Annotated in this window: 23 protein-coding genes; 3 read left to right on the top strand and 20 right to left on the bottom strand. The window is 37.4% G+C overall.

Annotation, left to right across the window (positions count from 1 at the left end; all coding sequences use genetic code 11):
- The first annotated feature begins 47 nt into the window (after positions 1-47).
- Positions 48-1,571, top strand: a complete 1,524-nt coding sequence (locus EIH20_RS01925; protein ID WP_124057676.1) for an AcpB/EbpR/MafR family transcriptional regulator — start codon at positions 48-50, stop codon at positions 1,569-1,571.
- Positions 1,546-3,063, top strand: coding sequence for an AcpB/EbpR/MafR family transcriptional regulator (locus tag EIH20_RS01920; protein WP_124057675.1), 1,518 nt, complete (start codon positions 1,546-1,548; stop codon positions 3,061-3,063). Before EIH20_RS01925 ends, EIH20_RS01920 begins: the two co-directional genes overlap by 26 nt.
- A 104-nt stretch (positions 3,064-3,167) precedes the next feature.
- On the opposite strand, the gene EIH20_RS01915 is transcribed toward EIH20_RS01920, so the two are convergent.
- The 15 genes from EIH20_RS01915 to EIH20_RS01850 all read right to left on the bottom strand — a co-directional run bounded on the left by EIH20_RS01915 (position 3,168) and on the right by EIH20_RS01850 (position 17,222).
- Positions 3,168-4,925, bottom strand: a complete 1,758-nt coding sequence (locus EIH20_RS01915) for an oligopeptide ABC transporter substrate-binding protein (protein ID WP_124057674.1) — start codon at positions 4,923-4,925, stop codon at positions 3,168-3,170.
- Positions 4,926-5,147: 222 nt separating this feature from the next.
- Positions 5,148-6,266, bottom strand: a complete 1,119-nt coding sequence (locus EIH20_RS01910) for a metal ABC transporter solute-binding protein, Zn/Mn family (RefSeq protein WP_124057673.1) — start codon at positions 6,264-6,266, stop codon at positions 5,148-5,150.
- A gap of 185 nt (positions 6,267-6,451) precedes the next feature.
- Positions 6,452-6,865, bottom strand: a complete 414-nt coding sequence (locus tag EIH20_RS01905) for a hypothetical protein (protein ID WP_124057672.1) — start codon at positions 6,863-6,865, stop codon at positions 6,452-6,454.
- Positions 6,852-7,025 carry a 50S ribosomal protein L32 gene (gene rpmF / locus EIH20_RS01900; RefSeq protein WP_124057671.1) on the bottom strand — a complete coding sequence of 58 codons (174 nt, stop codon included), beginning with the start codon at positions 7,023-7,025 and terminating at the stop codon, positions 6,852-6,854. The genes EIH20_RS01905 and rpmF overlap by 14 nt, the downstream gene beginning before the upstream one ends.
- Positions 7,026-7,037: 12 nt before the next feature.
- The gene (locus tag EIH20_RS08530; protein ID WP_164470838.1) at positions 7,038-7,151 is read right to left on the bottom strand and encodes a putative metal homeostasis protein; all 114 of its coding nucleotides are present in this window, start codon (positions 7,149-7,151) and stop codon (positions 7,038-7,040) included.
- A gap of 39 nt (positions 7,152-7,190) precedes the next feature.
- Positions 7,191-7,460 (bottom strand): 30S ribosomal protein S14, encoded by a 270-nt coding sequence (gene rpsN / locus EIH20_RS01895; protein ID WP_124057670.1) that lies wholly within the window; start codon positions 7,458-7,460, stop codon positions 7,191-7,193.
- Between the two features lie 217 nt (positions 7,461-7,677).
- Positions 7,678-8,604: an ABC transporter permease gene (locus EIH20_RS01890; RefSeq protein ID WP_124057669.1), complete on the bottom strand. Its 927-nt coding sequence runs from the start codon at positions 8,602-8,604 to the stop codon at positions 7,678-7,680.
- A gap of 14 nt (positions 8,605-8,618) precedes the next feature.
- Positions 8,619-9,581 carry an oligopeptide ABC transporter permease gene (gene opp4B / locus EIH20_RS01885; protein WP_124057668.1) on the bottom strand — a complete coding sequence of 321 codons (963 nt, stop codon included), beginning with the start codon at positions 9,579-9,581 and terminating at the stop codon, positions 8,619-8,621.
- A 1-nt stretch (position 9,582) separates the two neighbouring features.
- The gene (locus EIH20_RS01880) at positions 9,583-10,557 is read right to left on the bottom strand and encodes an ATP-binding cassette domain-containing protein (RefSeq protein WP_124057667.1); all 975 of its coding nucleotides are present in this window, start codon (positions 10,555-10,557) and stop codon (positions 9,583-9,585) included.
- A 2-nt stretch (positions 10,558-10,559) separates the two neighbouring features.
- Positions 10,560-11,567, bottom strand: coding sequence for an ABC transporter ATP-binding protein (locus EIH20_RS01875; RefSeq protein WP_124057666.1), 1,008 nt, complete (start codon positions 11,565-11,567; stop codon positions 10,560-10,562).
- Positions 11,568-11,644: 77 nt separating this feature from the next.
- Positions 11,645-11,887 carry an acyl carrier protein gene (acpP, locus tag EIH20_RS01870; protein WP_124057665.1) on the bottom strand — a complete coding sequence of 81 codons (243 nt, stop codon included), beginning with the start codon at positions 11,885-11,887 and terminating at the stop codon, positions 11,645-11,647.
- Positions 11,888-12,028: 141 nt separating this feature from the next.
- Positions 12,029-13,036: a phosphate acyltransferase PlsX gene (gene plsX / locus EIH20_RS01865; RefSeq protein WP_124057664.1), complete on the bottom strand. Its 1,008-nt coding sequence runs from the start codon at positions 13,034-13,036 to the stop codon at positions 12,029-12,031.
- Between the two features lie 13 nt (positions 13,037-13,049).
- A complete protein-coding gene (gene recG, locus EIH20_RS01860; RefSeq protein WP_124057663.1) occupies positions 13,050-15,092 on the bottom strand; it encodes an ATP-dependent DNA helicase RecG in 2,043 nt (680 codons plus the stop codon).
- Between the two features lie 68 nt (positions 15,093-15,160).
- Positions 15,161-16,837 (bottom strand): DAK2 domain-containing protein, encoded by a 1,677-nt coding sequence (locus EIH20_RS01855; RefSeq protein WP_124057662.1) that lies wholly within the window; start codon positions 16,835-16,837, stop codon positions 15,161-15,163.
- 28 nt (positions 16,838-16,865) lie between these two features.
- Complete coding sequence (locus EIH20_RS01850) at positions 16,866-17,222, bottom strand: Asp23/Gls24 family envelope stress response protein (protein ID WP_124057661.1); 357 nt, start codon at positions 17,220-17,222, stop codon at positions 16,866-16,868.
- A gap of 221 nt (positions 17,223-17,443) precedes the next feature.
- On the opposite strand from EIH20_RS01850, the gene rpmB reads away from it, so the two are divergent.
- Positions 17,444-17,632, top strand: a complete 189-nt coding sequence (gene rpmB, locus EIH20_RS01845) for a 50S ribosomal protein L28 (protein ID WP_124057660.1) — start codon at positions 17,444-17,446, stop codon at positions 17,630-17,632.
- 86 nt (positions 17,633-17,718) lie between these two features.
- Here rpmB and EIH20_RS01840 read toward each other — a convergent pair whose 3' ends face one another.
- The 5 genes from EIH20_RS01840 to EIH20_RS01820 form a co-directional block, all read right to left on the bottom strand.
- Positions 17,719-18,414 (bottom strand): thiamine diphosphokinase, encoded by a 696-nt coding sequence (locus EIH20_RS01840; protein WP_124057659.1) that lies wholly within the window; start codon positions 18,412-18,414, stop codon positions 17,719-17,721.
- The gene (gene rpe / locus EIH20_RS01835; RefSeq protein ID WP_124057658.1) at positions 18,414-19,055 is read right to left on the bottom strand and encodes a ribulose-phosphate 3-epimerase; all 642 of its coding nucleotides are present in this window, start codon (positions 19,053-19,055) and stop codon (positions 18,414-18,416) included. The genes EIH20_RS01840 and rpe overlap by 1 nt, the downstream gene beginning before the upstream one ends.
- A gap of 19 nt (positions 19,056-19,074) precedes the next feature.
- Positions 19,075-20,028, bottom strand: a complete 954-nt coding sequence (rsgA, locus tag EIH20_RS01830) for a ribosome small subunit-dependent GTPase A (RefSeq protein WP_124057657.1) — start codon at positions 20,026-20,028, stop codon at positions 19,075-19,077.
- A 62-nt stretch (positions 20,029-20,090) separates the two neighbouring features.
- Complete coding sequence (pknB, locus tag EIH20_RS01825) at positions 20,091-22,067, bottom strand: Stk1 family PASTA domain-containing Ser/Thr kinase (RefSeq protein ID WP_241152361.1); 1,977 nt, start codon at positions 22,065-22,067, stop codon at positions 20,091-20,093.
- Positions 22,067-22,828, bottom strand: a complete 762-nt coding sequence (locus EIH20_RS01820) for a Stp1/IreP family PP2C-type Ser/Thr phosphatase (protein ID WP_124057655.1) — start codon at positions 22,826-22,828, stop codon at positions 22,067-22,069. Before EIH20_RS01820 ends, pknB begins: the two co-directional genes overlap by 1 nt.
- Between the last annotated feature and the right edge of the window lie 5 nt (positions 22,829-22,833).

The raw sequence follows: 22,833 nt of genomic DNA, 5'->3' as shown, positions 1-22,833 counted from the left end.
TGAAATAGAATGAGAAATCTATGTATATAATTTGAGGAGGTCAGCTCTTGCGTGAATTGCTAACGAAAACAGAACTAAGACAACTGCGGCTTTTAGAAATTTTGTCATCTGATGAACAACATTTTGTTCTTAAGAAAATCGCTAAAGATTTAAAATGTTCTACTCGAATTTTGCTGAATGATTTTGATTTTTTAGCCAAAGAGTTAGACTATATAAACTTGACCAAACGAAATGCTGAATATAGCTTTCGGTTTGCTGATCACATATCCCCAACAACCATTTATCAAAGTTTTATTAAACGTTCCCTTGCTTTTAAATTCTTAGAGGGACTACTCTACTATGAAAATATGTCGATTCAGGATTGGGCTCAAGAATTAAATGTATCTTCTTCAACTCTTTATCGAACATTGAACAAAGTCAGTGAATATTTACAAAATCAATACAGAATTACAATTACAACCAATCCAATTCAGTTAATGGGTGATGAACGCTTAATTCGTAAGCTCTACTACACTTACATAACAGAAACATATACCCCAATGGAATGGCCCTTCTCCACTATTAACTTAGATAAGTTTTACAATAATTGCTTTCAACTCTATTCTTTACTGAGTCCGGACAATGAATTTTCTAATTTTAATTTCTTTATTAAACTTATCGCGGTAAATTATTTACGAATTCAAAATCAACATTTAGTTGCACCCCAAAAAACTAATTCATCATTTAATTCACTAATAAAAAAATTGCCAGACTTATCAACCCTTTTAATCAATACCTTTGATTTAAGTAAAGCGGATTTCTATTATCAGCTATTCTATCCTTATTTTGATCACGGGTTTATTATTGATCGACAGCTTATTGATGAATCCAATATTCTAGCTAAAGAGACGCATAAACAATGTGAGATAATTACCCATTTTCTAAATGATTTACAAACTGATTTAGCGTTTAAACTTGATGATATAGACACTCTCACATTAAAATTATCCAACTTAATATATTGGGAAAATAATAATATTTCCTTGAATACAATCCTTTCACAACAAGAAGATGCCCTTGTTCACTATTTTAGTTTACGTTTCCCTATTGAATATAACCTTTTAAAGAATAAATTAACTAAATTACTTAGTGAATTAAATCTAGATCATAAACCTAATCTTTTAAAGCGTTTTTTCTTTACTCTTCTCTTAAACGGCCACCATTTTTACCGACGTTTATTTGACTTATCTGCTCCGATTAAAGTATTGATTTTTAATAGTGAATCAACTACTACTAACGAATGGTTACTCAACTATTTGAAATATGAATTAACTGATCAATTAGAAATAAGCCTTTATAATTTACCTTATTTTTCTTATGACTCTGCAAAGCTTAAGGAATTTGACATCATCTTAAGTCATTATGACATTCCTGAAATTAATCACCCAAATTTCCGATGTATTAATATTTTACCTACTGACCCTGATATCGAAGAAATTTTAACCCTTATCTATGACATTAATCGATCAGGGCATAGTCAATTATCCTCTAGAAAGGATGACATAAATGAAAAACCTACTCAATCGTTATGAGCGTCGGCAGATTACTATCTGTGAATACTTCTTCAAACTTGATGAGCCTGTTTTTATTGAACAAGTTCTTCAAGATCTTAGTATATCTGAAAAAACATTCCTTGCTGATGTTGATCAATTGCATGAGCAGTTCCCATTTATGGAAATCGAGCGAATCAATCAATATTGCTCTTTGAAAATGGATAGGTCTAATGACTTTAAAAAAATTTACCATTACTTTTTAACTGAGAGCCCTGCTTTTCATTTACTAAATTATTTATTTTTTCAAGTATCTTTGATACTAACCGATATTGAAGAAATGTTACTCATTAGTCGCACTTCTTTATATCGTTTAATCAAAAAGATTAATCAGTATTTCCAAGATAATGGATTCAACTTACAGATTAGTAACAATCCTTGCCAAATTTTAGGCAATGAAGGTCACTATCGCTTATTTTATCAACGCTATTTTTCCGAGATCTTATCACCTACAAATAATCCACTTCAAGAAATCATTCCTTCCAATTTTTATGATTTTTATAATCAATGCCTAAGACAAATCAACTATCAACCCAATTTTAGTCAATATAATCAATTAATGATTGCTATTTTGATTAATGTTCATCGAATTAGTCAAGGATATAATGTTGAAGCTAGTTCTTGGCCTCAAATGAGTACAAGTCGAAAAGATAGACAAAATCTATCTTCAATTAAAGAATATTTTGCTACTCATTATAAGCTTGATCCTAAAAAACTCACTGGCTTTGATATGTTCTTTCCTTATTTTGATAATTATTTTGCTCCTAATAACATCTATCTTACAAAATTATTATCTGATCATGGAAAAATTGCTAAGCAAAATCAATTTATGAAAGAGATTATTCTAGACACTTGTGATGAATTCAAACTAGACTGTCCCAATTTGGAAGACGTACTACTTGCTATTCATAACTCTACCTGCCACCATTATTATTTCCCCGTAAATCAAGACTTCATCTTAAATTATCGTCTACCATATTTTAAAGTCATTCAAACAAACTTCCCTAAATTTTATCATTACATCTATCATAAGGTAGCAGAATATATTAATTTCTGTCAGTTTAATGCTAACGTTCAGCTCATTCACCATTTCATGGATGAAATCTTTACCATATGGAAAGATCTCTATTATCATTTAAATCATTTTAACAAGCCGATAAAATTAATCATTCTAAAAGGCTACCATGACGGCATGATTGATCTTATCCACGACATTTTATCGTGTGAATTCTCCAATCAAATTCAAATTTCTTTTTATGACGGGCCTAACTATTTTGAATCGCTTTATTTACCTGACCGTCTCAAGTCTTATGATTTAGTATTGGCTCCTTTCAGAATGCCTAAAGACTTACACCCTCACTGCATCTCTACTAATTATTTCTTGGACAAAACTGATTACGAAAACATTTTTAATGAAATTGTGAAAATTAGAAAAGAACGTAACGCTAAACGATATCAGTATCAGCTGACATAAATTCAAATTAAATTGATCCACATAAAACACCAAATAACCCCCCGCTTATTAACTTAGTTAATAAACGGGGGGTTATTATGTTTAGGATAAATAGTGTTTTTTAATTATTCAGCTGCTGGTTTATCAGCTAATAATTCTACTGTTTCCCAATCGGTTTCAGAACCGAATTTAATATTGTAGTTAGATACGCGTTTGTTTACTGCTGTTACTTCATAACGGAATAATGTTGGGATAATTGGTAATTCTTCTTGGAAGTAATCTTGCCATTTGAAGAAAGCTTCTTTCTTATAGGCAGGATCAAATGATTTATCAGATGCAATATCCGCTAATAATTGGTCGTTTTCTTTAGAAGAGAAGCGTGAATAGTTGAATTGAGCAATACGACTGTATAAACCAGCTGGATCTGGGTCACCACCAGTAGACCATGCAGCTTGGAAGACATCTACATTTGGATCATCTTTCTCTACACGTTCATAGAAAGCATTCATTTCCATTAAACGGCCATCCACTAATTCAACGTTGATACCCACTTGTTTCCAAGCTTCTAAATAGTATTGCGCTAATGGTTCAGCTGTTTCGCCACCAGACATAGACGCAAATTTAAGTTTGAATGCTTTTCCTTTTGGATCTTCAACGAATCCATCGCCATCTTTATCTTTGAAGCCTGCTTTAGCTAAAACTTGTTTAGCCTTTTCAGGGTCATACTTATAAGCTTTAGCATCTTTATTATAGTAGTCTTTATAAACAGGAACGATAGGAGAGTTAGCAGAGATACGTAAGCCATTATAGAATTTTTCACCTACGGCATTGTTATCAATTGCATAAGCCATCGCTTGACGTAAGGCTTTATTAGCTGTGACTTTCTTAGGATCCATCACGTTTTCGCCTTTTTTAGCGTCCCATTTACCCATTTTGAAACCAATGTAAGTATAAGCATTTGAAACTTGACCTAAGTTAGTAAAATTCTTAGCATCTTTAAATGTTTCATATTCATCCGTTGGTAATTTGGCAATATCATATTTACCAGCCTTCATTTCAGCAACAGCTGAAGTTGGAGACACTACGTCAATGACAACGCCGTCTAATTTAGGTTTACCTTTGTAGTAGTATTCATTAGCAACCAACTCTACTGACTCACCAGGTACAACTGATTTAACTTTAAATGGACCGAAGCCAACTGGGTTCTTACGAACATAAGGGCTGTCTTCTAATTTGGCAATGTCTTCTTTTTCTAAAATATGTTTAGGTGCTACATATTCAGAAACACCACCACCTGCTTGCATCATTGAGTTGTTGAAATTCTTATAGTGAACTTTCAAGGTATAATCATCTACACGCTCTAAACCAGAAATTTCTTTGGCTTCGCCTTTGTGATATTCAGTCATACCTTCAATGTTTTCGAAACGTTCATCATAACGTACTCCAGTATAATCTTTCGAGCCGACTACATAATATGGGAAAATAACATCATCGATTGTTAATGGTTGGCCATCATCCCATTTAGTATTTTCTGGAATTTTGATAGTTGCTGTCTTTTCATCTTTATTGAATTCTACTTTAGCAAAACCAGAATCATCAATTACAAAGTTTTCATCGTAACCATAAAGTGATGGATTAAAGAAAGCTTCAATGTCAGCATCAGGTTTTGAATCTGATAACATTGGACTCATCACACCTTCAAATGGATCGCCTACTAAAGCATATTTTAAGACGCCACCTTTGATGGCTGTCCCTTCATTTTTCACTTCAGTGTTAAATTTAGGGGCTGCAGCGTAGACAGGAGCTAATGACCCAACAGTAGCTGAACCTAGGGTTAAAGTAGCGGCCAATAAGGAAGCACGTTTAATTAAAAGTTTACTCATGATATCCCTCCGAAAATTCATTGATTTTTAATATCTAATCTTATTCTAATAATAATTCATTCCATCTCATAATGCAAGCGTATTCTTGAATTAAATTAAAAATTTAATGAGAGAATTTTGTATTTATGATAATAATTTTTATCTTTGATAATTTTACTATATTGAACGAGGTATTTGAAATCAGAGAAATAAAAAAAGCCATCATAAGATGGCTTTCGCAGATTATTTAGTTAATTGTTCAAGGTTGGCACGCATCACACTTAAGTAATCTTCCCCTTTTGCCATTTCTTCTTGGCTTAAGGTTTCTAAAGTACGAAGTGGGCGAAGTTCAGCACCTGATGCTTGAGCAACTGTTTTAGCAATGGCTTGATCTAAACTTGGTTCAACAAAAATTGTTTTCACTTTATGATCTTTAACAAATTTTTGCATTTCAGCCAATGTCGCAGCACTCGGTTCTTGAGTAGTTGAAATTCCGGTAATGGATTCTTGAGTCAATCCATAAGCATGTGCCATATAACCAAAGGCCGCATGTTGCACAACAATTGTTTTATTGTCCAACTTAGCTAACTTTTCTTTATACTCTTTATCTAATTGAGTTAAATCTTCTACTAATTTTTGGGTATTAGCTTCATAGCTTTTAGCATTATCAGGATCAATTTCCACTAAGGCTTTTTTGATGACTTCCGCTTGTTTAGCATAAGTCATTGGATCTGTCCAAGTATGAGGATCGTATTCATGATGGTGTCCAGCTTCACCTTCTTCATGAGCGTGGTCTTCTCCCTCGTGAGCATGATCTTCGCCTTCATGAGCGTGGTCTTCACCTTCATGAGCGTGGTCTTCACCTTCATGAGCGTGGTCTTCACCTTCGTGAGCGTGGTCTTCACCTTCGTGAGCATGGTCTTCACCTTCGTGAGCGTGATCTTCACCTTCGTGAGCGTGGTCTTCGCCTTCGTGGGCATGATCATGACCGGCTCCTTTTAGTAAGTCAATCCCTTGTGTTGACATGACAACTTTGGTTTTGTTGGTGTCCAATGATTTTGTTACATCTGCTACGAAATGTTCCATTTCATCACTTTGATAAACAAAGGCATCAGCTTCTTGAATTCTAGCAACATCTTTGGCACTTGTTTCATAATCATGAGCATCCTGATTAGCTTCAAGTAACATGGTGACATCCATCTTATCGCCGGCAATACGTTGTGTTAAATAGTAAACAGGATAGAAAGTTGTAACAACTTGCTTCTTATCGCTTGCTTGTACTTTTGCTAATCCATGACCAAAGCTTCCAAAGGTTAAGAAAGCAACAGCCAATAAAATAATATTGAATTTTTTAAACGTCATTCATATTCTCCTTTTGTAATGATTATCTTTAAACCGTATGTAATCATAACGGTTTAATATGAATTTGTCAACTATTCTATTTTCATCCGTCTTTATTATAGAAGAGATCATGATTGGAATTGGCAGCATATTATTTTTCTTTCAAGTGAACAATCCAAACTTAAGGAAAACAATAATATATAAACTTATTCCCCATTAATTTTACGATCTTCAAAGTAAACCTGCAGCTGATAAAGAGCATCATCACTTAATAAGTTGGCTTGAATTTCAAGTTGCAACATCTGATACAAATGTTCATCCATCTCCCAATATCCATTAACATATTCAAAATGACAGGCATCATATTCATTAAAAAAAGGATATAAATTCAAAAATTCAGAAAAAGACATGTTTTCAACTTCTTGATAAACCTTGATGAATTCTTCTTGTATAGCCAATTGAGTTGGCAATCCATTTGATTCAAGAATTCCTTGATCGATCAAATCAGAAAATAATTGACGCCTAGACAATAATGGGTTCTTTCGACTTAACTGGTCATAAATTTGATTGAAAGCTTCCAAATACAATGATTGAGAAACTAAAGCTTTATTCTTTTTCAAGAACCTGACGTCCTTTGTAGGTTCCATCAGTCGAAATATAGTGTGAACGATGATATGCCCCAGTTAAGGCGTCTATGCTAATATTAGGTGTTTTTAATTTTTTATGTGTGCGTCTTGCATTTTTCTTTGCTTTTGATGTTCGGCGCTTTGGCACTGCCATAAAGTTTTCCTCCTATTTCTTTTTATTTCGTTTATAATCTTGGATTATTTTTTTAGCACGGCGTTTAGTTTTGATATTGGTAGATTTCAAACGACGATATGCACTCGAAATATCTTGTTTTTCCATAAAGTAAATTCCCTTTCTATCAATCTTTCATAATTGTAATTACCAACTTGCCTTTTTGACACCTGGTATCAGACCTTTAGCCGCTAATTGACGGAATTTTACCCGTGATAAACCAAATTTACGCATATACGCCCGAGGACGACCGTCTAGTTGGTCACGTAATTTAAGCCGATTTGGATTTGAATCACGAGGCAATTTTCGCAAAGCATCATAATCACCCTTTTCCTTTAATTCACGTCGCAATTCAGCATATTGTTCTACGAGTTTCTTTTGTTTTTCATATTTTACTTTCTTTGATTTCTTTGCCATTATATCTCTCCTCTATCTATAAAATGTAAATGTTACGATTAACATTATGCATGATATCAATTCTAATTAACCTTGTCAAGAATATATTTCTATCTATTCAAATACAGCCGATAATACCATAGCATTATTTCGATATTTTCTTCCCAAAAAGAAAAAGTCGAACTTTATTCTAAATAACATTTAGAATAAAGTTCAACTTTAAATATTGCTTATTTAACTAACCTAGACGGCGCTTAGAATCGGCTGCCCGACCTAAAGCTTGACCAATATAGTTAATACATAACATCATAACTAAAACTAATAAGGCAGCTGGTAACCAAACCCACTTTTTATTTTCAATAATATCTGGACTTGAAGCATAACCGATTAAAGTACCAAGTGATGGTGTTCCTACTGGTAAACCAAAACCTAAGAAACTTAAACCCGTTTCAACCCCAATATTACCAGCAAAGTTTAGAATAAAGTTAGTAATAAAGAGTGAACTCAAATTTGGTAGTAAACCAAAGAACATAATTTTCCAGTCTGGTGTACCCATTGTTTTAGAAGCAGCGATATAGTCTTTCGAGGCTTCACTCAAAGTAGCTGTCCGGAAAAGACGGGTAATTCCTGACCAAGAAAAAGCCGTCAAGACCCAAATCAAAGTCCAAATAGTAAACTTATGAACGATAGTCACAACTACAATGATAATCATAATTACTGGTAATACCATGATGAAGTCAACAATACGCATTAAAATATCGTCAATCACACCACCATAGTAACCAGAGATGATCCCTAATGCTACCCCAATGATAATTGAGAAGATAGTAATACATACACCAATAAAGACTGAATTTCGCGTTCCAACCACTAATAGGGCCAAAATATCACGACCACCTTCATCGGAACCAAGGATGTAACCACCTTGACCTGGTGCTGTATAACGGTTGAAAATATCTACTCTCGTTAACTTATCTAAGTCCATGAAGAAAGGCGCACATACGGCTACAACAAAAATTCCTACTAAGATAATTAAAGCAAATAAAGCAAGCTTATCTTTCATAAACTCACGTTTAATAACTTCAAATCCCATCGGTGGTAGAGATTTTTCTTCTGAGACAATTTCTTCCGTTGTTTGGATGATATCTACTTTATTATTTTCCATTCTCCACTCACCTCCTAATCAATTCTGATCCGTGGATCGACAAATACCATAATGATATCAGATAGTAAGGTACCTAAAAGTGTCATTAAACCAAACAAGAGAACTAAAGCTGTCATAACTGAGTAATCACGCCCAGTAATCGACGTTAAGAATAATTGTCCCATTCCTTGGTAAGTAAAGATACGTTCGGTAATAATTGATCCTGAAATCAAGCCGGTGATTGTATAACCCATGAAGGCCGCAATCGGTAAGAGTGAGTTGCGGAAAATATGACGACGGAAGACAACGTTTTCAGGTACCCCTTTAGCCTTAGCCGTACGCACATAATCTTGTGTCTTAGCATCAATAACACCGGTTCTAAGATATTGAATAATCCCTGTTGTTCCTAAGAATCCTAAGACAAGAGCAGGAAGAATCATATGTTCAAGTCGAGACATCATATATTGAATCGTACCCGGTGTTACGCCTGATCCAACTGTTCCCCGAGTTGGGAATAAGTTTAGTGTGTAACCGAAGAACCATAATGATAATAAACCTAACACGAAGGTTGGAATAGAATACGAGAAGAATGTATAGAAGTTTACCGCTTTATCAAAGAATGAATTTTGATAACGACCAGCAAACAAGCCTAATGGCAAAGCAATTGCATAAGTAATAATAACCGTTAGAAGGGATAACCATAAAGTTGGCCAAATCCGTTGACCAATGATGGATAATACAGGTTGTTTATGCGCCCACGAACGACCAAAGTCACCCACTAAAGCTTTGGAAGCCCAGTCAATGTAACGTTCATGGACGGGTTTATTCAACCCTAATTTTTCCCGCATAGCCGCAATTTGTTCTGGTGAAATGTTTGGGTCAATCATCCCAGTTAAAGCATCCCCTGGCATCAAGCTAGCTAAAGCGAAGACGAGAATACTTAAGATGATAATTTGCGGAATCATGAGTAAAATACGACGTAAGATTGTTTTCCACATATTATTCTGCCCCCTCTACTGCTTTGTGTAATTCTGGAAGTACTTGATCTTTAATGGCCACTTTATGAGTTGGTGAGATTGGCACAAGATCATAAACGCGACCTGTTTCTGAATAATATTTCGCTGAATTTTGTTGGTAATCCTTCTCAACTTTCAAACGAACTAATTTATTTTGGTCACGATTGTTTGGATCCACTTGAGGAATCGCAGATAATAAACGTTTGGTATAGATATGTTGAGGATTAGAATAGATATCTTCACGCGTACCATATTCAGTGAAACGACCGCGATACATAATAGCTAATTCATCACACATATGACGCACAACACCAAGGTCATGAGAGATAAATAAGAATGATGTATTATATTCTGCTTGAATACGTTTCATGAAGTTTAAGACTTGCGCTTGTACTGATAAGTCCAGAGCTGATACAGGTTCATCGGCAATAATCAATTTAGGATTAATTGCCACTGCCCGAGCTACCCCAATCCGTTGACGTTGACCACCGGAGAATTCGTGAGGGAACTTGTTAACAGCTTCTTCACTTAAACCAACAATGCTCAATAACTCATTGATTTTTTTCTTTTCTTCATCTGGTGTGAAGTTAGTGAAATTACGTAAAGGTTCAGCTAAGATATCGCCAATCCGTTTCTTAGGGTTAAAACTTGATAAAGAATCTTGGAAAATCATTTGTACATTCCGTCGATATTCAGAACGACGATTGCGAGCTTCTTTTGAGACTTCTTGTCCTTGATAATAGATATTACCTGAGGTGATTTTTTCTAAACCGATAATGGATTTACCAATCGTTGATTTACCTGATCCAGACTCACCTACTAAACCGTAAGTCTTTCCTTCTTCAAAAGATAAAGAAACGCCATCTACTGCATAAACATAATCCGTAATTCGGTTAAAGAAGCCACTCCGAATGGGATAGTGCACTTTTAAGTCTTCAATTCGAATAAATTCTGACATGACTATTCCTCCCCTTCAAAATGGAAATTCTTGTAACAAGTACAGCGAACGAAGTGACCAGGACTTACTTCATGAAGTTGTGGGTCTTCTTCGTGTTCAGATGCATCAATCCAAGGAATCCGAGGAGCAAAACGGCAGCCCTTGTGTGGCATCTTAGTTAAGGTTGGTACCACCCCTTGAATAACATGAAGTTCACCGCTTTCGTCAGCAATATCATTAGATTGCGGAATCGAACGTAGTAAAGAACGTGTATAAGGGTGTTGTGGATTATTAAAGATTTCATGAACTGGGGCAATTTCAACAAACTGACCTGCATACATTACCGCAACTCGGTCAGCTGTTTCTGCTACAACACCTAAATCGTGGGTAATTAAAATAATACCTGATTCAGTTTCAGTTTGGATTTCATTAAGTAGATCTAAGATTTGAGCTTGAATGGTTACATCCAAAGCCGTTGTTGGTTCATCGGCGATGATAATTGGTGGCTTACAAGCTAGGGCGATAGCGATAATGACCCGTTGACGCATTCCACCTGATAATTCATGTGGATATTGTTTAGCCATCCGTTGAGGATTAGCAATTCCCACTTGATCTAAAAGTTCAAGAACCCGTTCATGACGTTGCTCTTTGTTTAATTTTGTATGATAGAATAATGACTCTTCAATTTGAGCTTCGATGGTCATCAATGGGTTTAAAGATGCCAATGGATCTTGGAAAATCATACCAATCTCATTACCACGAATCTTGGTATACTGTTCTTCGGTTAAATCAACCAAATTTTGCCCTTTATATAAGATTTCACCTGAAATTTTTGTATTCAAACGATTGTGTAAACCTACGATGGCTGTTGCCAAAGTACTTTTACCACATCCTGATTCACCAACAATGGCTAATTTTTCATTCTTAGATAAGGTAAACGATACACCATCAACCGCATCATAGAAATCATCTTTAATTCTAAATGCGGTATGTAAATCATTTACTTCAAGTAAGATTTTATCCGTTTCCATTATATTGCCCCCGTTCATTTCTTAATAAAGCAAAAACACTACTCATAGAAATAAGCAGTGTTAATGCCGTTCATTTCTTAGTTATTCTTGAGTTCATTGATATATGCTACTGCGTCACCGACATTAGTCAATGATTCAATACGGTCATCAGCAAATTGGATATCAAAGGCATCTTCTAATTCCATCACTAGTTCAACTACATCTAATGAATCAGCGCCTAAATCCTCAAAAGTCATCTCTGCTGTTACTTTATCAGCTTGAACTCCAAAACGGTCGACAATCATCTCTTTAACTGTATCGAATGTTGATTTCTCGCTCATCCTGTGCCCTCCGTTCTTGAATTATTGTGTTCTATACCGTCACTCTTCTTATTTTACATACTATTTTGACACTTGTCTATGTTTTTAAAATAAAAAATTACAATATTATGAGAGCTCTTCACCTATTACTCATGTAACCGCTTATTCAAGCGCTTTATTTTCGAAATGCTGAACAACCTCTTCTGTGAATCCGGATTCAACGACTTGACGAGCTTGGCGAATCGCATTGAAAATGGCAATTTCATTAGAAGACCCATGCGCTTTTATGACGGGAGCTTTTACTCCAAGGAGGACAGCTCCGCCGGCTTTCGTATCGTCAAATTTATCCTTCAATTGTTTTAAACTTGGCTTCATGAGGAGAGCTCCTAATTTAGTTAATGGGCCACTCTGCATCACTTGCTCCTTAATCGCTGAAAAAATCATCTTAGCTGTTCCCTCAAGTGTTTTTAAAACAGCGTTACCGGTAAAACCATCGGCCACGGTAATATCTATTTGCCCATTCAACAAGCTTTTAGCTTCCACATTGCCGACAAAGTTTAGCTCATTATCCGCTTCTAACAAACCAAAAGCCGCTTTTGTTAAATCATTCCCTTTGTTAGCTTCAGTCCCATTATTAATCAAGCCAATACGAGGTTGATCTATTTTCATGACCGTTTTAGCGTAATAATTGGCTAAGGTCGCAAATTGATGAAGGTTGAGTGGTTTGCAATCAGCATTGGCTCCCGCATCCATTAGGATTAAATAGGGTTGGTCAGCCCGACCAGTTGGAATAAGTGGCATCAATCCTGGGCGATCGATATGCTTAATGCGTCCTACGACAAGTAAACCACAGGCTAACAAAGCTCCCGTGTTTCCCGCTGAAATAAGGGCATCAAATTCTTGATTTTTTACTGCATTAGCCGCCATAACCATTGAAGCTTCTTTCTTACGGCGGACAGCCATCACAGGTTCGTCATCACTTTGTATTTTCTCATTTGTATGACGGATGGTGATCCGGTCCTCATTGCTTAAATAAGGTCTAATTTGTTCCTGATCACCAAAAAGACAAATCTCGATATCATTAAAGCTTTGAATGGCTAATTGAGCCCCTTTGACCGTGGCTTCAGGGGCATGATCGCCACCCATAGCATCAAGTGCAATTTTAATCATGGTCTAACTCCTTTTATAGTTCGATAATTTCTGTTTGAATCCATTCAGCTAAAGTCTGATTTTCTTGAGGACTCAATTGATTCGGTTGCGACAATAAGGCTTTTACTTCTGCTTGAGCTATTTGTAATACCGTCTGATCTTCTATCGGATTAGCATAATGGAACTGTGGTAGGCCACTTTGTTGACGTCCAAGGACGTCACCCATTCCTCTGATTTTTAAGTCTTCTTGACTGATAAGGAAACCATCTTGATGACGCACCATTATTTCCATCCGTGCTTTGGCTTGTTGTGTAGTAGGATTAGCAATCAAATAACAGTAACTAGGCAAATGGCTTCTTCCTACCCGGCCTCTCAACTGGTGCAGTTGGGCCAAACCAAAACGTTCAGCCGATTGAATCACCATAATGGTTGCGTTTGGCACATCCACCCCAACCTCAACCATGGTTGTCGCAACCAAGATAGATAAATCATGTTCCATAAAGGCTTGCATAACTTCTTGTTGTTGCGCCTTGTCCAATTGACCATGTAAGGTTCCTACTTGAAAATGCGAGAACAAAGAGGTTAACTTCTCCTTTACTTCCATAACATTCTCGATTTGTTCCATATGTTCAGAACTTTCTATGAGGGGTAAGACATAATAGACTTGGTGACCTGCTGCCAATTCGCGCGCCATAGCTTGATAAACCTGGTTAAGTTGATCATCATTCACTAGATAGGTTTGAATCGGCTGACGACCCGACGGTAATTGATCTAAAGTCGATACACTGAGTTCCCCGAACAAGGACAAAGCCAAAGTTCTAGGTATTGGTGTGGCTGTCATCTGGAGCAAATTGAGAGGCTGATCCTTCGTCCCTTTGTTGATGAGAGCCTGCCGTTGACCAACGCCAAAACGGTGTTGTTCATCGATCACAACATAACCCAAATTTTTAAATTGAATGGTCTCTTGAATCAAGGCATGCGTCCCTATCACCAGTCGAATTCGACCACTCACTAATCCTTGAATGACCTCTTGCTTAGCTTTACTTGGCATGGCACTGACTAAAAGTTCTGCATGAAAGCCTTGAGGCTCAAAAAGTCGATTGAAATTATCTTGATGCTGTTTAGCTAATATTTCTGTCGGAACCATCAAGACAGTTTGATAACCGCTAATCACCGCTGCCATCATCGTGATAAAAGCCACCAACGTCTTCCCTGAACCAACATCCCCTTGTAACATCCGTTTCATCGGATAGGGAGCCATCAAATCATAACAAATTTCATTGACTGCTTGTTTTTGAGCAGGTGTGAGTTGATAAGGCAAACCAGCAATGATGGTCTTTAATTGTTCTACATTATAATGAATTCGGAGACCATTAAGCTGATGTTGGCGTTGGCTAGCTAGCTGCAAACGTAACTGATAAAGAAAGAATTCCTGAAAAATTATCTTCCGTTTGGCTTGTTGACTTAGGGCTTCATTGTCAGGAAAATGCATCTGCCTTAAAGATTGATTCAATGGCATTAAACGGTACTTATGATTAAGATAATCAGGGACAACCTCTGGAATAAGAGGGCCATACTGCTCGAGAGCTTGGCGTATTGTTTGAACTAGTGTGGATTGTTTTAGTCCTTTTACGGTTGAATAAACCGGCTCAAAGTGGTCTCCTTCACTTTGAGCTTTGATTAATTTCATTCCCAAAAGGCTTTGGTTGTTGGCTTGCCATTTGCCATAAATGGCTTGAGTTTGGCCAACTTCTAGTTGTTGCTTAAGATAGGGTTGATTAAAGAAAATAACCTGAATAATATCATGATCACTCACTGCTAATTTAAAGGATAGCCGATTCTTCTTACGCCCAAAATAGGCTACCACAGGAGGGGTTACGATTGTCCCCTTCAAGGTCACTTTTTCCTGATCAAGAATCGTCGCCAAATCTCGTTCTTGGATATCTTCATAGCGAAAAGGAAAATGAAATAACAAATCCTTGACTGTGAATAATCCCAACTGTTGAAATAGTCTCAAACGAGCGGGTCCAATACCGCTAAGATTAGCCAGTGAATCTAGCCAAGACTTTTCTGTCATCTTTCCCCTCCTTTCCAGAAATAAGACAGAAAAAAGTGCCACGTGAGTAGGCACTTTTTTAACTCGACTTATTCGACCGAAATGAGATATTGATAAACGGGTTGATCACCTTGAATAAACTCAATCTCAAGATCTTCGTGGTTTTCTTCAAGTTGGTTAGCCACTTCTTGAGCTTGCTCAAGTGATCCATCCTGGCCAACAATGAGAGTAATTAATTCACTATCTTCATCGAGCATCGCTTCTAAAGTGTGTAATAGAGCTGAAGTCAATTCAGGTTCAGACAAAACGATTTTACCATTAACAATTCCCATAAAATCATCTTTTTTAATTTGAACGCCATCGATCTCAGTATCACGAATCGAGTAAGTGATTTGCCCGCTCGTCACGGTATCTTTCATCTCAGTCATGGCCACTTGATTATCTTCAAGAGTCATTTCTGGATTAAAGGCTAACATCGACGCCAATCCTTGAGGAATTGTCGTAGTTGCGACCACTTTAGCGGGTGTTTCGATAACTTGAGTGGCTTGTTCAGCTGCCATGATAATATTTTTATTATTTGGTAAGATCAAAATATTTTCAGCATTTACGCGTTCAATGGCTTTAACAAAGTCCTCTGTCGAAGGATTCATCGTTTGGCCACCTTCTAGCACTTCGTCAACTCCGATTGACTTGAATGTTGAAATAACGCCTTGACCTGCAGCCACAGCAATAATTGCAAAAGGTTTCTTCTCAGCTGGGAGCTTAGTTTGTAGTTGTTTCATAGAAGCTTCTTGGGATTCTAGTCCACGAACTTGTTCGCGCATATTATCCACTTTTATCTTAATGAGCTCACCAAATTCTTGACCCAATTGCATCACCCGACCAGGGTTTTCCGTATGGACATGGACTTTGACAATTTCATCGTCAGCTACAACTAATAAGGAGTCTCCCATTTCATTCAAAGTGTTACGGAAACCATCGTAATCAAATTCATGTTTCACGGTTGGTCCTTGACCAATCCGAACCATAATTTCTGTACAATAACCAAACGTAATATCATCCATCGACATAGGATTTTCATTTAAGTCGTCGAAGATCGCATGTGAATGGGCTTCGTTCTTAGTTGAATGATCTAAAGAGATAACTTTCTCACCAGTTAAAGAAGATAGGAAGCCTTCGTAAATACACAACAACCCTTTACCGCCAGAATCCACTACCCCAACTTGTTTAAGAACAGGCAATAATTCGGGTGTTTTTTCAAGGGCAAGTGACGCTCCTTTAACAATCGACTTCATCACTTCGATAATATCATCGTGTTTTTCAGCCTTCTTCTGACCCCGAATGGCTGATTCGCGCGCAACTGTTAAAATCGTTCCCTCAACTGGTTTCATCACAGCTTTATAGGCTGATTCGACACCGCCATTAAAAGCCGCCGCAAAATCAATGGCTGATAATTCTTCTTTATCCTTTATGGCTTGAGAGAAACCACGGAAAATCTGGGAAAGAATGACTCCTGAATTACCTCGAGCCCCCATCAATAATCCTTTAGCTAAACTAGCAGCTAATTCTCCCACATGATTTGAGTCAGATTTTTTTAGATTTTCAACTCCAGAAACAAAGGTCATATTCATGTTAGTTCCTGTATCTCCATCTGGCACCGGAAATACATTTAAGGAATTAATTAAATCTACATTTTCGGTTAAGCGTTCTGCCCCAGCAATTAACATCTGCTTAAATTCAGCCGCTTGCAAGCTTGTCACTTTCAAATTTTGTCCTCCTCATTAAAGGTTGATTCTAGTCAACCTTTACTCCTTTAACATGTACATTGACATATTTTGTTTCAAAACCTAATAATTGTTCAACTTGGTATTTAACGGCTTGTTGAATATTCTGACAAATCACGGAAATTTTTGTTCCATAAGACACAAGGATGTAAACATCAACCGCCACATCGTCGCCACTTTTACTAATGACAACGCCCTTAGCATAATTTTCTTTCTTTAAAACTTCATTTAAATTATCGCGGAGCAAATTCTTGCTCACCATACCAACTACACCATAGTTATCAGTGACAGCTGCCCCAACGACAGTAGCAATCACATCATTGGTCAAACTAATGATGCCTTCAGGTGTTTGCACTTTAACTGACATATAAATTCCTCCTCATTAAAGTATCATATCTATGATAGTTTAACATAAAAGCGCAAAGCACGCATTAAGAATGTGGGCTCCACCTTCGGTTAGCCAGACCCAACAAAAAAATCCTAAATTTTATTGTAAAGTATCTTGCCTTGTCAGATAAAATATGTTAGATTGTTAAAGTATGAAAAAGCAGAGACAACGGCTCCTGCAAGAAAAAGGAGGAATGGACCATGGCTAAAGAATGTTACTTCACTGAACGTAAAGCTAAATCAGGCAACACTCGTTCAAAAGCAATGAACAAATCAAAACGTACTTTCCGTGCTAACTTACAAAAAGTTCGTATCTTAGTTGACGGCGAACCTAAGAAAGTTTGGGTTTCTGCTCGTGCCCTTAAGAGCGGTAAAGTTGAACGCGTTTAATTCGAACAAGACAAATAAAATAGTCAAAAGTTAAACAGGTATCATGTCCTATGAACTAAGGACATGATACCTGTTTTTTTGTTTTATTATTCTGGTTCTAACACTTTATCTTCTTGTGCTAATATCACCATCATTAAGCCTGAAGTAAAACTCACTTCGACTGGTTGTCCAAGAAATTCATTGCTAATGAGAGCTCGAGGATAAGAATAGTCTGTACTAGCTAATGGGTATTTAGCCCCTCTTATTTGTAAAGCTTGCATGGGTGTCATACTAATTAAAGATAGATAATCATATTTATCATTTGGTTTGAGCTGGTGGAGCCCTGGCTTGAGAAAGGTCACCCGATTATGAGGATGATAGAGGGTCAAACGATCAATAATGTCTTGGTAACGCGGTTGATAAGCCAACCAAATATTCGCTAACAAATGATCCAAACGGCCTACTTGATACCCTACCGCTCCAAATAAGTGAAACTTAGCGTCAGGAGCCGCCATATGAGCCCAAGCTAGAGCGAGTTCCATATCTGTATCATCTTTTGCCGAAGGAAAGGAATGAACCTCGGTCGTATGATGGATAATAAACTCTCGTTCATTCTCTGATACCGAATCAAAATCACCGAAAGCATGGTCCAAATGGTAGCCAGATTGCGTTAAAACTAAACTCCCCCGGTCAACACCTATTAAAAAGAAGGAATCCGCCAATTGATTGATTAATTCAGCTATTTGGTCTAAGGGGGGGTGGCTGGCTCCCCCACACACAATGACATGCTTAATATTATTCATTACCGTAAAGATTCTACCGCTGCTTGACGGTCTTCAGCATTAAATATATAGGAGCCTGCTACTAAGACGTCAGCTCCAGCCTCTATACATTGACGTCCTGACTTATCGTTAACGCCGCCATCTACTTCTATTTCAAAATCTAGGCCTGCTTGATCACGCATTTGTTTTAATTGACTGATTTTCGTCAACATGGATTCAATAAAAGCCTGACCACCAAAACCTGGATTAACCGTCATAATCAAGACCATATCAACCATATCCAAAACGGGTTCCACAGCCGTTAAAGGTGTTCCAGGATTCAAGACTACCCCTGCTTTAACTCCCGCTGCTTTAATTTGTTGTAGGACCCGATGTAAATGTTGGGTCGCTTCCGCATGAACCGTGATAATATCGGCCCCAGCTTTAACAACATCATCAATATAACGCTCTGGATTTTGGACCATCATATGGCAATCAAAAATCAATTGGGATTGCGCACGAATGGCTTTAAAAACCATAGGTCCAAATGAAATATTAGGCACAAAGGTTCCGTCCATAATGTCAATATGAAGATATTCCACTCCATAGGACTCAATTTCTTGAATTTCACTTGCTAAATGCGCAAAATCAGCGCTCAACATCGATGGGGCAATCTTTACCATTGGGGTTTCCTCATTTCTATTATTTTTTCCGATACATCGGTTTACGTTGTTCGATTTTTTCATAAATTTGACAGTAGTTTTGATAGCGACTGGAGGCGATTTGCCCTGACTCCAGGGCCTCTTTGACTTTACAGCCCGGTTCATTTAAATGGCTGCACATGCGAAAACGACAGTGCGGACGCAAGTTGCGCATTTCGGGAAAATAATCGCTCAACTCTTCCTTATCAATGTGATCAAATTCAATGGCTGAGAAACCAGGTGTATCCGCCATTAAGGCTTGATTCAATTGGTATAAAGTAACCTGACGCGTCGTATGCTTACCTCGGTTTAAATAGTCAGAAATTTGGGCCGTTTCTAGATCCAAATCTGGCAATAGTGCATTCAACAGAGTGGACTTACCAACACCGGACTGCCCCATAATGACATACAAACCTTGCGTAATATGTTGCTTTAACTCTTCAAGTCTTTGGCTACTTCCATCTAAAACAAGCACCTCATAATCAAGAGCTTGATAAACTTGTTTGATTTCTGCAATCAGTTTATCAGCTGCTTCTTGGCCTTGTTGTTGAATTAATAGGTCCTCTTTTGTTAAAACAATTAAAGGTTGAATGCCTTTTGCTTCCACCGAAACCAAGAAATAATCCAATAAATTATAGGAAAAATCAGGTTCTACTAGTGCTGTTACAACTAAGGCATGGTCTACATTAGCAATCGTGGGTCGGATTAACTCATTGTGGCGTGGCAAGATCTCTATCATCCGTCCTTCTGAACCCGGATGCTGTGGATCATATTCAAAAACAACTTGATCTCCAACTAATGGTTTAAATTTTTGATGCCGAAAATTTCCACGGGGCTTGGTCACAAAAGACGCGTTTTGAGCCCAAACATAATAAAAACCACTGACGGCATTATGTATGATGCCTCTTTCTTGAACAAATTGGGTTTGCTGTAGATCTTGATCGTGTTTCTTCAACGCTTACCTCCTTATAAGAAAAGACTAAACCTCATATCACTATGAGGGTTAGCCTAGCTGTGTTAATTAGGATACACTTCATTACTTTCGGCAATAATCTCACCGTCACGAAGAATTCGGTATTGGCCAACACCATCGGTCGGGATATACAGCATTAACTGAACAGTACGTGATTCGGTAATTTCAAATTCATCAGCTACATTGGTAATTTTATTCTTCTTATCACCAATAAAGACCTGAATTTTGTTTGGCAACGGCTTTTTCTTTTGTGTATCTTGTTCACTGTATCTTGGTAAATATTCAATCGGAATATTCACTGTTGCACTTGCCACTTGTTCTTTTTCTGGTCCTTTAGAAACCACCACACTAATAGCTTGACCAGCTGTTAGAGGGGTACCACTTTCAGGGGATTGGGAAATGACTTGTCCTTTAGGAATAAAGTCGCTAAATTCATAAGTTGGTTCAACTGTTAAACCATATTCTTCAGCAAAAGTATTCACCATCTCTTCTGAAAGATTGTAAAAATCTTGCATTTGAATCGAATCGCTAGCATTACCCACTGTTAAGGTGATAGGGGTATCACTAGGAACCACTTTTGAACCTGCTGGAACATTCTGATCAAGAATGACACCCACTTTATCTGGTGTGGTCGCCATGCCCCGGCGCTCAACAATAAAACCAGCTTCGGTTAAGGAAGAACGAATCGTTTCATAATCTTTACCTACATAGTTAGCTAATTCAACTTGCTCTTTACCATCACTAACCACGATATCAATTTTTGAATTTTTAGCCACCCGCTTACCGCTTTTCGGATTAGATTCAATTATTTGACCAGGTGTGATGGTATCATGCCATGCTTGCTTAACTGCTCCAACTTGTAAATTGTCCTTAGCCAATAATTCTTTCGCTTCTTGCAAACTTTTGCCTGATAGATCTGGGACAGAAACATGAGAAGTCATCTGAATGACACCAAAGGCAAAGCCGCCGATAACGGCTAAAGTTAGTAAAAGACCCATTAATTTCCAAATCCATGAAAAATGTTGTTTCTTAGGCGTAATCGGCTTAACCGTATCATAACGCGGATACTGATCATCAAGAGGTTCTGGTGCTTGCAAAACAGGTTTCGAACCATTCTTGCTTGGAATCGGCTTAATTGGTTGAAGAATCACGGTATCTTGCAAATCTTTACGTGGTTGAAAAAGTTCTTCATTCATCCGATTAGGATTGAGCGAAGTACTCAAGTCGTTTAGCATCTCTTGAACAGTCTTATAGCGATCTTTAGGATCTTTGGCTGTAGCTTTTAATACCACATTCTCTAAAGCTTGAGGCACATACTCCATCTTAGTCTTAATTCTTGGGAAGGACTCTTGGAAGTGTTTTAGAGCCACTGAAACGGCTGATTCACCATCAAATGGTACTGAACCGGTAATCAACTCAAATAGAACTACACCCAAGGCATAAATATCTGACTTAGTAGTCGCATTTGCTCCCCTAGCTTGTTCAGGTGAAAGATAATGAACCGATCCCAATAAGGTGTTTGTTTGGGTAATCGATGTATCTGTTAAAGCGATCGCAATCCCGAAGTCTGTGATCTTCACTTCATTCTTATCAGTAATCAAAATATTTTGCGGTTTAATATCACGGTGGATAATCCGATGTCTGTGGGCCACTTCGATCGCCGATAGAATCTGACTCATAATTGAAACAACCAGTTCCAAATTCAATGGCGCATTTTCTTTAATATAAGTCTTTAAATCGGTCCCTTTGACATATTCCATTACGATATACTGTTGGTCTTGCTCTTCGTCAACATCATATATTTCAACAATATTATGATGGAGTAATTGACTGGCAGACATGGCTTCACGTTGGAATCGACGAATGGCATCTTGATTGTCTTGGAAGTCAAATCGCAAGACTTTGACGGCTACATCACGATCCAAGATCAAATCATGAGCTAAGAACACATTCGCCATACCGCCTTGACCAATTGTATTGGTAATCTGGTAGCGACCAGATAATTTTTCTCCAATTTCCATTATTCAGCAACCTCCTCAATCTCATCAAGAGTTAAATCAGTTACTAAGACAACGGTGATATTATCTGCCCCGCCGGCTTCATTCGCCGCATCAATTAACAATTGACCAAAGTCACCTTGCTTTCGTGATTGGGCAAAATACTGAATCAAGTCTTCCTCTGAGACCATATTGGTTAATCCATCTGAACATAACATCAAAATTTCAATTTGATCAAGTGAAATCCAATTGAATTCAGCTTCAACTTCATCAGTTCCACCAATTGAACGGGTCACAACATTACGGCGTGGATGATTGACCCCTTCTTCAGGTGTTATTTCTCCCGTCTTGATCAATTCGTTAACCAAAGAATGATCCTCAGTAATTTGGCGCAAATGGCCATCATGATAGACATAAGCCCGGCTATCGCCAACATGACCAATCAAAACTTGATTATCAACTTTAATAGCAACGACTAAAGTCGTTCCCATACCTTCTAAGCTAGCTTTTTCAAGTGATTTTTCATAAATAAAATGGTTAACTTCGACAATAGTTTGGTTCAACCAATTTTGTAAGGTCTCAGCAGTCATTGCCTCAGTAAGAGATGTGAACTTTTGACCAATAAATTCAGTCGTCAATTTGCTTGCTACGTCGCCTGCTTGGTGGCCACCAACTCCATCACATAATACAAAAATAGTTTGCTGGAACTGATTAGTAAAGTAATCAGCATAATCTTGATTGGTTGTTCGCCGTTTACCAATACTAGAATGGATTTTAATCTTCATGCTTT

Source organism: Vaginisenegalia massiliensis, from assembly GCF_900604935.1.
Taxonomy (GTDB): domain Bacteria; phylum Bacillota; class Bacilli; order Lactobacillales; family Aerococcaceae; genus Vaginisenegalia; species Vaginisenegalia massiliensis.
This window is presented reverse-complemented; position numbering and strand designations above follow the sequence as displayed.